A 12566-nucleotide genomic window follows, 5' to 3' on the forward strand; every position below is an offset into this window, starting at 1 on the left:
GGTATATGGCCCCCGGCCATCATCGGGGATTGCGGGAGAATGGGCGGAGGTTGTTGGCGGGGAAATGTCAAACCGTCCAATTCTCGACAGTCAGGCCGGGAATCGCCAAAAGGTCGCTGTCCGTGGAGACCACCGTGCATTTCCCCAAGGTCAAAGCAATCGCGGCAATCATGATGTCGATGACTTGCATCGGACGACCTGTCCGGCGTAGTTCGGCGTGCAAACGGCCGTACTCAAAAGCAGCATCTTTGTCAAAAGGCCAGACAGTGATGGAAGGCAAGACGGAATGCAAGCTTCGCATATTCCGGTCCCGGTTCTCCCCGTATTCGATGCCGTAAACCAACTCGGCCAAAACGGGAACACCAATGCCAATAATATTTCCTTTGCGTGTTTCCAACTGGCAGCGTTCGCGGATGCCTTGTCGGCGGTTCACCAAATGGCCGAGGATCCCCGAATCAAGAAGATAACGGGTCATTCAAAGATCCTGTCGATTTTTTTCGCGTGTTCAAAGAAGTGGGCTTTTTCCCATTCCTTGCGCGCGAGCCGGTCGGCTTCCAGTCTCGCCTCTTCTTCGGGGCTTCGATCAAATGGAATGATCTGATCCATTGCCGTGACGATCCGTTCGATCTCCTTCGGGGACATCAGATCGTCGTCATCGGCGACGGAGATTTTGACACTCGTGCCGTCGGGCAGGTCGAGTGGTTCGTCGGGTTCGATGCGGCCGTTGCGAATGGTGGCGTTGATGGTCGGCATGATGAATAAACTCCCTTCCCGGATGATTTTACCCGATGAGAGGGAGCTTGTCACGCCGTCCGGAGCGTCGGAGAACCCGACACTCCAAAACCGGAGTTGTCTTACTTCGTCTCGGCGACGTATTCGCCTTCGATGGCTTTCTTGGCGGCTTCGTCCACGTCGTCGCCATCGAAGTTGCTCAGCACGATGGCCGTTTTCTTGGTTTCCATCTTGAAGCTGAACTTGTAGCCCTTTTCCTTGGTCACGGGGAAGTCGCCCTTCTTGATGAAGTTTTCGACTTCGCACTTGACGGCGCCTTCCTTGTCCATCGTGTATTTGCATTCCAGGGTGCCGCTGGCTTCCCCGGCCACCACGATGAAGTCGAGCTTGTGATCCTTCTTGAGGGTGATGGTGAGGGCAAGGTCGCCGGCCGATCGCTTGAACGTCCCGACGGGGGATTTTTCGGCCGGTTCTTTCTTGTCTTCGGCGAAGCCGAACGAGCCAAGAGCCAAGGTCGCCAACACCAGCGTGCCAATCAATCGCATGACGTGTCCTCTGGAAAAAGAGATGTGGTTGGGCACGATTGATGTATGTCGGCGATGGCCGGACGGCGATGGGTTCACCAAGACTTCACGAGGTCCCCAAGGTGAGGGCCTCTTTCTGGCGGTTGCTCGTTCGGAAGATTCGCAAACCAAAAACGACAGCCAATAATATCGCCGCCACCGCCAGGCATCCCCGAATGCGGAGCCGGGCGGTTTGGGACTCGGCCGCCATGTCCTGATCCGCGAGGGCGATGTCGAGATAGCCGTTGAACATTTCATCAGTGCTTTCCCAGCCGGTTCGCACCAGAGCGTCCGGGTCCGGGTTGGCCGGGTTGTTCTTTGAATTGTCGTAAACCGCCACACATCGCACGATGGTCCCGGCGGGGAGGCGTTTGGGTTCGGCCAGTTCGTATCGGTGCTGCCAGTTGAAGTCGTAAGCCGGGACATCCAGAAGAGTTTCGCGGCTTCCGTCCGGGTAGTCGGCTTCGTAGCGGAACGACTTTCCTCGCAGGTGCATGTGAGGAAACATGGCCAGCAGCAACACATCCCGCTCGGCTGTCCATGTTTTCTCCACGGCATGCCGTGGAGCGTGCGGCGGGATGGCCAAATGATCATCGCCCAACAGTTTGGTCGCCACTTCTTTCCGAACAGTGTCCGGGTCTTCAAAGATCACCCCGACTTCGGTGCGATCCTCCTGCGGGGTGCCGACAATCGTGTAATGGACCACAATCTCCAACACCCAACCGGCGGGAATCCGCTTGGCCATGCCGGGCGGGAACACGGTCGGCCCCATGCCGGGCGTCCACGCCACCAGATTGAACGAACGAAGGGTTCCGACCTCGTAGTTTTCGCCGATCAACTCGGCGGTGCTCGGCGGTTTGAGGAACACCGAACAGTGATGAACGACCCGTCGGTTGCCCGGTCGGACCTCGATGGCCCGCACCCAAGCTTCCTTGGTCAGCCCCGGATCGACCCGGAAATGCTGATATTCGACCAATCCACTGGCCGGGACGAGAAAGGGGGTCGGCATCGGATAGACGGCGTCCGGTGTGCCGATCTTCCATCCGGTCGGATATTCAACCGGCGGCGGCAAGTCAGCCGGGTCACCCTCGGCGCATCCCTGCCGCACCCATTCCAGAATCGTCTTCCGGGCCATGTCGGGCAAACGCCGGTCATTGCCCAGCCGGAGATGACCGGGGGCGGCATGCCAGGGGGGCATCCGGCCGTCTGACACCACCTCGGCGATGGTTCCCGCCCGGCGTTTGGCATCCGCGAAACTCAACAGGGAAAACGGCGCGGCTTCCCCCGGCCGATGGCAGACGGCACAATGCTTTTGCAGCAGGGGCGCCACATCTTTCGAGAATGTAATCCGGGAAGTGGTTTGGTGTTTTTGTTCCGGCGGGTCGATCACGCACCCGGTCGCCGGAGTCAGGGGAATGCTCACCGGCCGGCCAGCCGCCACTTCTCGGGCGGCTTCGAGCAAATCGTTCCGCGTCGGCTGAGAACGAGCCAATCCGCCGGCCTCATATTGATCGTCGATCCGGCCCCGGTAGCGCACACGACGGCCGGCATCAAGCACAAACGCTTGCGGGCTGCGACTGGCTCCCAACGCCGAAACCATCGCCCCGTCCGGGTCCATGTAAACGGGGAATGGCCATTGGTGGGATTGGATGAATGCGTCTGTCGGCCCCGTCTCGGCCAGCGGGTCGGCGTTCACCACGATCAAAGCGACGCGGTCCTTTGCCAAAAGGCCGGCAAGCTCCCGTAACCGGGGGCCATACCGGCCCGCCAGCGGGCAATCGACGCGCAATAGCACAACGACGACGGGTCGGCCGGCGGCCTCCGTGGATAGCCGGATTTTCTTCCCGGACGTTTCGGATAATTCGACATCAATGGGGGCGGCGGGCCAGAACACCGGCGTCAGCGCCACCACCAAGGCGACAGCAATCGACATTGACAACCCCGTCAGGGCGGTTCATCAGACACCAAAGAGTAGGACACGGCTGGCCGAGATTGCCGAAGTTTCCGAAACCACCCGTTCGCATGATCATTCGTCAATGATCGGACTATCTCATTCACAGACAGGAATATTCATTTCCCGGTCTCAACAACCTTCCCGCCGAAGCGGTCCCGGCGGGGGAGAGTCGCTTGACCGGATTCAGCCCGTGGCACAAACTTGCCGAGAACCCCCACCGACGTTTGCCGTGCCCCATGAGGGGGCCATTTCGGGAACGCCGACGCGCAAGACGCCCCTTGGAAGATGAGCCGGACATGAATTTTCGTCTATCTCTGTCGTCGCAGAAAACAATGGTTCCCCCACAATCCAGACCCGTTTCCAACTCCGACGCGCTGCTGGACAAAATCCTGAGCGACCCCAAACTCCCCTCCGCGCCGTCCGTGGCGTTGAGAATCGTGGAGTTGGTGAGCGATCCGGAATGTGAAATCGACAAAGTCATCCAGTTGCTGAGCACCGACGCGGCCATTTGTGCCCAGTTGTTGAAGACATTGAATTCCAGCTTGTACGCCCTGTCTCGGCCGGTCACCTCGGTGAAGCGGGCCGTGGCGATTCTGGGGCTGCATCCCTTGCGGTCGATCGTGTTGGGGCTGGCGCTTCCGGCGTTGCAAACCCGTGTCAAGAAGGATGACGGGTTGCGGCGGTTTTGGAGGTCGTCCGTGGCGGCGGCGATCATCGCCCGCGAACTGGCCATCACCCAACGTGATCCCCTGTACGAAGAGGCCTTCATCGCCTGCCTCCTGTGCGATCTTGGGACCGTGATCCTCTACCAGACGATTCCCAAGTCTTACGAGCCGGCTTGGAGCGGCCGGGAGCGAGTGTTTGGGGAAGCTTTGTGCGCTTGGGAGATGCGGCATCTGGGGATCGAACACCCCACCGTGAGCGCCGGGTTGTTGAAACGATGGCGGCTCCCCCCGGAGATTGTGGAACCGGTCCGGTATCATCATTGCGTGGATGATGCCGAGGATCAGCCGCCCCATATCCGGCAACGGACTGCCTTGTTGTCGTTCAGCCATCAGGTGGCGAGCATCGACGAGGTCAAGCCAAAGGATGTCCTGCCGGGGCTGATCGAGGAAGCCGGCACGACGTTCGGCATGAACAAGCAGGAATTCATGAACTTCCTGAAGGATGTCCGGCCGAAAATCGAAGCCTTCGCCGAACTGTTGCAAGTGGACATCGGCCAGTGCCCGAACTACGCCGAGGTGGTGTCGCTGGGTTGCAACGAACTCCTCCGGCTGTCATTGGAAATCGAGAAACCCCCTTCGATGTCGGGGGCGAAGACCAAGCCGGATCAGAGGCCAAACTAATCTGTCGGGCCAAGAAACGACCGTGTGTTTGGTTCACCTTTTTGACGCCGCCATGACGAATGAGACTCCCCGCCCTTTGGCCAACCCCCAACGTCTGATAAACTGACCGGGGGGGGCTGGCAATGATTCGCCGATGGGGATGGCGTCATGGCGGACACTTATCGCTTGCTGCGGGTGCGGGCCATCGGGGATGAGTTGCTGGCCGTCGCGCCGGTGACCAATCTCCACGGCAATCCGGACGCGGATTCTTTCCGGGCCGACCTGCGAATCCTCGAAAACTGTCTGGCCAAACGGGTGCGGCTGGATGTCGGTGAAGTGACGATCATCGACGGGTCGTTCATGGCCGCCGTCGTGAAACTCTGGAAAATCCTGCACGCCCGCGCGGTTGAATTCACGGTGACCGCCTCGACGCCGCTCGCCGAGATCATGGCCATCACAAAACTGGACAAACTCTTTCCTGTGATCGTCGTCCCGGTCGCCGATTCCCCGCTGATCGTCTATGCCCCGGTTGGGGATTGATGGAAGAGAAGAGTTCACGCAAAGATCGCCAAGGGGAACTTTGCATCTCCTTGGCGATCTTTGCGTGAACTCTTCTCTTCTTTTCTCAGTCCTACCAACCCAATTTGGATCGCAGTTCGTCCAAGCCGCCCCGGAGGGCGTTTTCGAGGGAGGGGTATTCCACCCCGCCGTCGAGGCGTTTGCCGTTGTTCGTCTGCGTCAGGACGCAGGTGAACTTGCCTCGGGCCGGCGTGGCCACGAGACGGTATTGCGGGTGGCCGTTCAGGGTCACCAAGAAGGTCCGGTCGTTCAGGCCGGCCGCGAGGCCGCCGTTGCGGGTGGTCAGCCAGTCGGGAGGGGTCATCGTTGTTCAATTACTCCGGCAGGGGTTTGCCCTTTGTTTCGGGAAGGAACGGCAGCGCCAGCAATCCGAGCAGGAAGACCGAACACATCACCAGCCCCGCGTATCGTTGCGGCTCGGGGGCTTCGCCATACCCATTAGCCGTACTGAACACTTGGGCGGTGAGCAAGCCCAGCGCGGCCGGACCGGACGCGGCGACCAAACGGCCGACGTTGTAACAGAACGAGATGCCCGTGCTGCGGAGCCGTGTGGGGAACAGTTCCGGGAAGTAAATCGCGTACCCGCCGAACAGGGCGAGCTGGCAGAAGCCCATGAGCGGGACCATCCAGAAGATGTCCGGAAATGCCTTCAGGTTCCAGAACACGTTTGCCGTGGCCAGCGCCGCCGCCACGAACGTGATGGCAAACGCCGCCTTCCGGCCCACCCTGGCTGTCAGCAGCACGAAGGCGTAAATGCCGAAGAACGACCCGAGGTTCTGCACCAGCGACGTGATCCCGGACCACTTGGCCGTCTGGCCGGCCACGAACGGCCCCACCTTGTCCCCGCCCAGCCCTTGGGCGGCCGCGTCGGCCATGAAGGTGGCCTTGAAAATACTCGACTGCAAATCGACCGTGAAGAAACCGATCCCCCACAACCCGACGACGCCGGCGAACGCCAGCAACAGCCCGAACAGGGCGTGTTTGCGCCAATGCGGTTCCCCGAGCAATTCACCGAACCGGCCAGACTTCACGCCGGCCGCCTTGGCCTGCTTCCATTTTTCCGGTTCCTTGAGCCGTCCTTGGATGATGACCACCAAGATGGCGGGGATGATGCCAACCACGAACATGATGCGCCACGGCGTCACCGCGAAGCCGAGGAATTCAATCCCTTTGAACGTCCCGGTCTGCGCCAGACTGCCCAGCCACATCGACAGGCCGGCGGCGGCGCAGTTCCCCATGACGGAGGACGCTTGCAACAGCCCGAGCATGTATGGCCGGGAGGCCGTCGGCACGCTTTCCGCGACCAGCGACACGGCCACCGCGAACACCCCGCCGACGCCGAGGCCGGTCAGGAAGCGGTAGGCCATGAAATCCGTCACGCCCACTGACAGGGAACTCAATCCCGTGAACAGCGAGTAGACGAGGATCGTGGTCATCAGGGTTTTCACGCGGCCGGCCCGGTCCCCCATCATGCCGAAGCCGATGCCGCCGATGGCCCAGCCGATCAGGAAGACGGACGTGGCGTATCCGGCGAACTTGTTGATGTCGGAATCGTTCAGGCCGCCGGTCACGCGATCATCCGACGGCTGCACGTCGATCTTCTCCGCGTCTTCCGCAGCCGTCCCTTTCTTTAGGGCTTCCTTCCGAAGATCGGCCGTCAGTTTGGCGGCGTATTCCGGCCGGCGCGCGTCGTCCGCGGCTGGTTTGGCCAGCAATTCCGTGACCGCCGGTTTCCGGGCTAGCACAAACAATTGCTGGTCCATGCAGTCCAAATCCCACGCCAGACAAGCGACGATGAACACGAACCAGTGATAAGCGGATAGTTTGGTGAGACTTCGCCAGCCGGTGGGGTCGGTGTTTGGAGTTGCGTCGGAAGGGGAAGACATCGGTGATCCAAAGGAAGGTTAGATTCGCTGTGGTGCGAGTCTAAGGCATCGGCGGGAGGGATTCAATGCTCAAGTCGGGGAGACGGGCTTTCGTCTTTGACAGAAAGGATGAGGGATAAAGGATGAGGGATGAAAGGAAAACCAAGAACCCGGATCGATTGGTTTTCCTTTCATCCCTCATCCTTCATCCCTCATCCTTGGTTTTCGCTATCGCACCAAATACCCGCCATCGACCACCAGCGTGTGGCCGGTGACATAGCTGCCGGCGTCGCTGGCGAGCATGAGCATCGGGCCGACGAGTTCGGCGGGGTCGCCCCAGCGGTCGAGGGCGGTCATCGCGGCGAAGGCCCGTTTTTCCTCGGGGGAAAGCAGCTTGCCCGGCATGTCCGTCAGGAAGGGGCCGGGGGCGATGCAATTTACCGTCACGCCGTCGCCGCCGAGGTCGAGGGCGCTGGCCCTGGCGAGGCCGATCAATGCGGTCTTTGTCGTCGAGTAGGCGTTTCGCTTTTCCTTGGAGACAAACCCCATGATTGACGAGATGTGAATCACCCGGCCCCATTTCCGACTGCGCATCTGCGGCACGACGGCCCGCGTCAGGGCCATGATGGAATTCAGGTTGGTTTCCATCACGGTGTCCCACACGTCGTCCGTGATGGTGTCGATGGCCTGCGGGGCGTTCATGCCCGCGTTGTTCACGAGGATGTCAATCCGGCCCATTTGCTCGATGGCTGTCTTCGCCAGTTGGTTGACGGATTCTCGTTTGGACACATCGACAATGGCATGTTTCACGACACGCCCGGTCGCGGCGGCAATCTCCTCGGCGGCGGCCCCGAGTTCGGCCTCGTTCCGGCTGGCAATAAAGACGTCGGCCCCGGCCTCGGCCAGCCCGCGGGCCATCGCCTTGCCAAGCCCCTTGTTGCCGCCGGTGACGAGCGCCACCCGGCCGGTGAGATCAAACAGTTTTTGGGTTGTGTTCATGGTGGGAGATTTCGGGAGGTGGTGTCGCTCGATCTGGGTTCATGTGGAATGAAACACCGATCCGTCATGGATCGCCGGTGTTTCATCCCGCGTTCCGCATCATCTGCGGATTAAAACCACTGCTTTTTGTCGATGATGTATGTCTTTTCAAACACATCGTCGGGCTTGGTGAGATACATGATCCCTTCGATGAGCGCGATGATGGCGCCCGCGCCACAAGCGATGTTCGAGACGAGTTGAATGATGCCGGTGGTTGTGTTGCCGAGGTAGAATTTGTGCGCGCCCGTCCAGCCGATGAGGATGGCGAGGAGGCCGGCGACCATTTTCTTCTGAGCCACTTCTGATTGAGCCACGATCCAACTCCTTGTGAAAAAAATTGAGGGTGAAAGTCGAATAAAAAACCCCGTCGCGATAACGACGGGGATAAAGCCGAATCAGAACCAGCCCTTTTTGTCGAGGACATACATCTGGTAGAATTCCTCATCAGATTTCGTCAGATACATGATCCCTTCAACAATGGCGATGATCGACATGATTGGCGCGGCTGCCGTGCAGCTCAGAACAGAGACCAGCATCATTATCACGCCAGGGGTGGTCATGCCCAAGTAAAACTTGTGAATTCCGAGCCAGCCAATGAGGATGGCGAGAATCCCGGCCGTCATTTTCTTGCTGCCCACATCATCCGGGACATTGCCACTCCGGCGGCGTTTTTTGGGCCGGGGTTCGTCTTCTTCGTCTTCATCCTCGTCCCGGCGACGCTTTTTGGGCCGGGGCTCGTCTTCCTCTTCGTCCTCGTCCCGTTTGGCGACTTCGCGGCGCTTTTTGGGCCGCTCTTCCTCTTCGTCCTCGTCAACCGGAGCCGGCTTTTCGGCCGTCTTGGTCGGGGCGGATGCCGGGGCGGGCGTGCCGGCCGAGGAGGCTCCGGCGGCGAACAAGCCCTTGATGGTTTTGGCGGGAACCCAGTCCGCCATGCCATCTTTCCAGACGAGGTCGGTCGCCTTGAGCGTGCCGGCCTCGACCAGTTTCTTCAATTCCTGCGCGCTGACCGGTCCCTGCCGGTCCCCCTCAACGCTGTAATACCATTCCTGACTCACGCCAACCCCCCTCAAGAAACGTCGGTTTTCGGTCTCTTGCTCTAGTGCTATCCGGATTCCATCACGGTTGCGGCCGAAGCCGGAAGAAAATCTTTCAGTTGTTTTGTTCAACAATCGAAACGCGGACCCGCCATCGAAGCGATTCAAAAACCTTTACGTCTGTAATATTGTTTGGCCTCGTCACTGCCCAACATCACAAGGGCAATGATTCCAAGCGTCAAGTTGACCGGGTCGCCATTCAAGATAAAGCATATCTGGCAAATCGCCAGTCCCGTCGGGGGGCCGTGATCATCTTGGTTCATCATGTTGATGGCCCGGACAATCAACAAAATGCCGACGACAAACTCGAAATAAATGCCGGGCCACACGCAACAGAAGATGGTTGTCCCGGCCGCGATCGCGCCGAGGATTCCCAAGATGCCCCCCACCAGCATCATCACGGCCACCGATGTGATCTGATCTGGCTTCGGGACTTTCCTCCGGGAACCGCTTCGCCGGTTGTCGTCGAAATCATCCCGGTCGTCCCCGTAGCGATCATCGTTCCGTCTGGATCGGGGGCGGCGGTCGCGGCGATCATCATCGTCGTCGTCCGCATACCGGCTGCGTCGGGGGCGGTCATCGACCACTTCCGCATCGTCAATTCTCTGGGGCTTGCTCTTTCGCAGTTCGTCCCGCTCGGGGAAGAAGCCGGGAATTGTCCGGGCTTCCACCCAGTCCGGCATGCCGTCCTTCCAGACCAAGTCGGTCGGTTTCAGGCTTCCCTCGGCCGCGAGTTGTCGCAGTTGCTCCTCGGTGACCGGTCCCTGTCGGGTGTCGCCGACGCTGTAAAACCATTCTTGATTCACGGCTTGCCCCACGGAGCATTGATTGGGTTATTTTCGGGATCGTTCCGCACGATCCTGAAGTAGTTCGCCCCGTCGGTGGGCTGATTTTTGGCGATTGTTCTTCGCCAGTCAAGCAAAGAAACAGCAAAATTAGTGTTTGACATGCGGAAAACACCAAAATTAGGGTCGGGCGGGCAAAAAACCGGCTATTCTGCTTCGCGAGCGGGTGTCTTTCAATCATCGGCAACAGGCCGGTCGCAATCTTTTCTTCCCTGCCATTCCGACAGTCTCACCCGGTGGCCATCCGTCCAAGTTGGCAGCAGCGGCCACGGGCCGGTCGGAATCTCAAATCGCAAACACTTGGATGAAAACAGGTTGCGACGTTGATGTGATCGTTTGGCGCACGAATTGCTTGTTTGGGGGATCACTTGAAGGATTCCGCAACTTCGGAGCGATACGCGTATGGCGATTCAACCCTTGGATGACCGCATCCTCGTGCAACGGCTGGCTCAGGAAGAGAAGACGCTCGGCGGGATTCTCCTGCCGGACAACGCCCGCGAAAAGCCCCAAAAGGGCAAGGTCGTGGCGATTGGCGTTGGCAAGTTGAAGAAGGACGGCGGCCGGGCGGCCATGCAAGTGAAGGTCGGCGACTTGGTGATCTTCACCTCATGGGCCGGCGACGAAGTGAAACAACAATACAAGACCGCCGACGACCTGCTGATCATGCGGGAAGAAGACGTTCTCGCGGTCATCGACTAAGGGCGATCCCCCGGCAAAAGGCAACCTCACCCCCCTGGCCCCCTCTCCTGGCAGAGAAGGGGAGCAAGAGGGGGAAAGCCTTCTTGTTCGGGTTCCCCCTCTCTGTCAGGAGAGGGGGTTAGGGGGTGAGGTCTCTTGGGCAAATAACCGTCACCAGTAACCAACCAACATTCATCACATAGGAATCGGTAACACATGAGCGCCAAACAAATCGCGTTCGATCAGGAAGCCCGCGAAGCCATGAAGCGGGGCGTGTCCAAGCTGGCCCGCGCCGTCAAGGTCACCCTCGGGCCGAAGGGCCGCAACGTCGTCATCCAGAAGTCCTTCGGCTCGCCGACGGTGACCAAGGACGGCGTGACGGTCGCCCGCGAAATCGAACTGGAAGACAAGTTCGAGAACATGGGCGCCCGCATGGTGCGGGAAGTCGCCAGCAAGACCAGCGACGTGGCCGGCGACGGCACCACCACCGCGACCGTGCTGGCCGAGGCCATTTACAACGAAGGCCTCCGGGCCGTTGTCTCCGGCTGCAATCCGATGCTCATGAAGCGCGGGATTGAAAAGGCCGTCGAAGACATCGTTGCCAAGCTCAAGACCATGTCCATTCCGATCAAGGTCGAGAAGGATTTGGAAAACGTGGCGACCATCGCCGCCAACAACGACAACGTGATCGGCAAGATCATCGCCCAGGCGATGACCAAGGTCGGCAAGGACGGCGTGCTGACGGTTGAAGAAGGCAAGACCCTCGAAACCGGCCACGAATTCGTCGAAGGGATGCAGTTCGACCGCGGCTACGTGTCGCCGTACTTCATCACCAGCGCCGAGACGATGGAAGCCGAATACGAAGACGCCTACGTCCTCGTGTACGAAAAGAAGATCAGCTCCATCCGCGACCTCGCCCCGATCCTTGAGGAAGTCCTCAAGCAAGGCAAGCCCCTCCTCATCATCTGTGAAGACATCGACGGCGACGCCCTTGCGGCCCTCGTGGTCAACAAGATCCGTCAGCCCGGCGTGTTCAAGGTCGTGGCCGTGAAGGCTCCCGGCTACGGCGACCGTCGCAAGGCCATGCTCGAAGACATCGCCATCCTCAGCGGCGGCAAGGCCGTGTTTGAAGACCTCGGCGTGAAGCTCGACAACGTCAAGATCACGGATCTCGGCAAGGTCAAGAAGATCAAGGTCGACAAGGACAACACGACCCTGATCGAAGGTCAGGGCAAGAAGGAAGCGATCAAGGCCCGCATCGGCATGATCCAACGGGAGCTCGACAAGTCCACCAGCGACTACGACAAGGAAAAGCTGAGCGAGCGGATCGCCAAGCTTTCCGGCGGCGTCGCCAAGATCAACGTTGGCGGGGCGACCGAGAGCGAAGTGAAGGAAAAGAAGATGCGGGTTGAGGACGCGATGCACGCGACGCGGGCCGCCAACCTCGAAGGCATCCTCCCCGGCGGGGGCGTGGCCCTGTTGCGATCCAGCAACGGTCTCAAGCCGACCGGCCTGACCCACGACGAAGAAGTGGGCTATAACATCGTGGTTCGCGCCTGCCGCGCCCCGATCAAGCAGATCTCGGAAAACGCCGGCACGGACGGCAACATCGTCGCCGAAAAGGTGCTGGCCAACAGCTCCGCGAACTTCGGCTACGACGCCCGCGGCGACCAGTACGTGGACATGGTGGCCGCCGGGATCATCGACCCGGCCAAGGTGGTCCGCAGCGCCCTGCAAAACGCCGCCAGCGTCTCCACCCTGCTCCTCACCTCCGACGCCTTGGTGGCCGACGCCCCCAAGGAAGGCGAAAAGAAGAGCGGCGGCGGTTACGACGACATGGAATAAGTGATTGTTGAAAGCTGTCATGCGAAGCGAACCGGCTTGCCGGTTCGC

Annotated in this window: 14 protein-coding genes; 4 read left to right on the forward strand and 10 right to left on the reverse strand. The window is 59.9% G+C overall.

Annotation, left to right across the window (positions count from 1 at the left end; all coding sequences use genetic code 11):
* Nucleotides 1–67 precede the first annotated feature (67 nt).
* The 4 genes from BGIM_RS0113170 to BGIM_RS50185 all read right to left on the reverse strand — a co-directional run bounded on the left by BGIM_RS0113170 (nt 68) and on the right by BGIM_RS50185 (nt 3228).
* Nucleotides 68–475: a type II toxin-antitoxin system VapC family toxin gene (locus BGIM_RS0113170; RefSeq protein WP_020470236.1), complete on the reverse strand. Its 408-nt coding sequence runs from the start codon at nt 473–475 to the stop codon at nt 68–70.
* Nucleotides 472–753, reverse strand: a complete 282-nt coding sequence (locus BGIM_RS0113175; RefSeq protein WP_020470237.1) for a hypothetical protein — start codon at nt 751–753, stop codon at nt 472–474. Before BGIM_RS0113175 ends, BGIM_RS0113170 begins: the two co-directional genes overlap by 4 nt.
* A 101-nt stretch (nt 754–854) precedes the next feature.
* Nucleotides 855–1277 (reverse strand): hypothetical protein, encoded by a 423-nt coding sequence (locus tag BGIM_RS0113180; RefSeq protein WP_020470238.1) that lies wholly within the window; start codon nt 1275–1277, stop codon nt 855–857.
* An 85-nt stretch (nt 1278–1362) separates the two neighbouring features.
* Nucleotides 1363–3228 carry a redoxin domain-containing protein gene (locus BGIM_RS50185; RefSeq protein ID WP_020470239.1) on the reverse strand — a complete coding sequence of 622 codons (1866 nt, stop codon included), beginning with the start codon at nt 3226–3228 and terminating at the stop codon, nt 1363–1365.
* A 317-nt stretch (nt 3229–3545) separates the two neighbouring features.
* On the opposite strand from BGIM_RS50185, the gene BGIM_RS0113190 reads away from it, so the two are divergent.
* Together BGIM_RS0113190 and BGIM_RS0113195 are read left to right on the forward strand one after the other, a co-directional pair.
* Complete coding sequence (locus tag BGIM_RS0113190; protein WP_020470240.1) at nt 3546–4595, forward strand: HDOD domain-containing protein; 1050 nt, start codon at nt 3546–3548, stop codon at nt 4593–4595.
* Nucleotides 4596–4742: 147 nt separating this feature from the next.
* Nucleotides 4743–5114 carry an STAS domain-containing protein gene (locus BGIM_RS0113195; protein ID WP_020470241.1) on the forward strand — a complete coding sequence of 124 codons (372 nt, stop codon included), beginning with the start codon at nt 4743–4745 and terminating at the stop codon, nt 5112–5114.
* Nucleotides 5115–5205: 91 nt separating this feature from the next.
* Here the strand turns inward: BGIM_RS0113195 and BGIM_RS0113200 are convergent, their stop codons facing one another.
* From BGIM_RS0113200 to BGIM_RS0113225, 6 genes are all read right to left on the reverse strand, one after another.
* Entirely contained in the window at nt 5206–5457 is a 252-nt protein-coding gene (locus BGIM_RS0113200) for a hypothetical protein (protein WP_020470242.1), read from the reverse strand.
* A gap of 10 nt (nt 5458–5467) precedes the next feature.
* A complete protein-coding gene (locus BGIM_RS50190; protein ID WP_020470243.1) occupies nt 5468–7039 on the reverse strand; it encodes an MFS transporter in 1572 nt (523 codons plus the stop codon).
* Between the two features lie 207 nt (nt 7040–7246).
* A complete protein-coding gene (locus tag BGIM_RS0113210; RefSeq protein ID WP_020470244.1) occupies nt 7247–8017 on the reverse strand; it encodes an SDR family NAD(P)-dependent oxidoreductase in 771 nt (256 codons plus the stop codon).
* Between the two features lie 110 nt (nt 8018–8127).
* Nucleotides 8128–8370 carry a TM2 domain-containing protein gene (locus BGIM_RS0113215; RefSeq protein WP_020470245.1) on the reverse strand — a complete coding sequence of 81 codons (243 nt, stop codon included), beginning with the start codon at nt 8368–8370 and terminating at the stop codon, nt 8128–8130.
* Nucleotides 8371–8451: 81 nt separating this feature from the next.
* Nucleotides 8452–9111 carry a GYF domain-containing protein gene (locus BGIM_RS61295; protein WP_162136246.1) on the reverse strand — a complete coding sequence of 220 codons (660 nt, stop codon included), beginning with the start codon at nt 9109–9111 and terminating at the stop codon, nt 8452–8454.
* A gap of 143 nt (nt 9112–9254) precedes the next feature.
* On the reverse strand, nt 9255–9956 hold the full coding sequence (locus tag BGIM_RS0113225) for a DUF4339 domain-containing protein (protein ID WP_193788975.1): 702 nt from the start codon (nt 9954–9956) through the stop codon (nt 9255–9257).
* 441 nt (nt 9957–10397) lie between these two features.
* On the opposite strand from BGIM_RS0113225, the gene BGIM_RS0113230 reads away from it, so the two are divergent.
* Together BGIM_RS0113230 and groL are read left to right on the forward strand one after the other, a co-directional pair.
* A complete protein-coding gene (locus BGIM_RS0113230) occupies nt 10398–10694 on the forward strand; it encodes a co-chaperone GroES (RefSeq protein WP_020470249.1) in 297 nt (98 codons plus the stop codon).
* Nucleotides 10695–10889: 195 nt separating this feature from the next.
* Nucleotides 10890–12518, forward strand: coding sequence for a chaperonin GroEL (gene groL, locus BGIM_RS0113235; RefSeq protein ID WP_020470250.1), 1629 nt, complete (start codon nt 10890–10892; stop codon nt 12516–12518).
* Nucleotides 12519–12566 lie beyond the last annotated feature (48 nt).

Origin of the sequence: Zavarzinella formosa DSM 19928 (genome assembly GCF_000255705.1) — a bacterium.
GTDB lineage: Bacteria > Planctomycetota > Planctomycetia > Gemmatales > Gemmataceae > Zavarzinella > Zavarzinella formosa.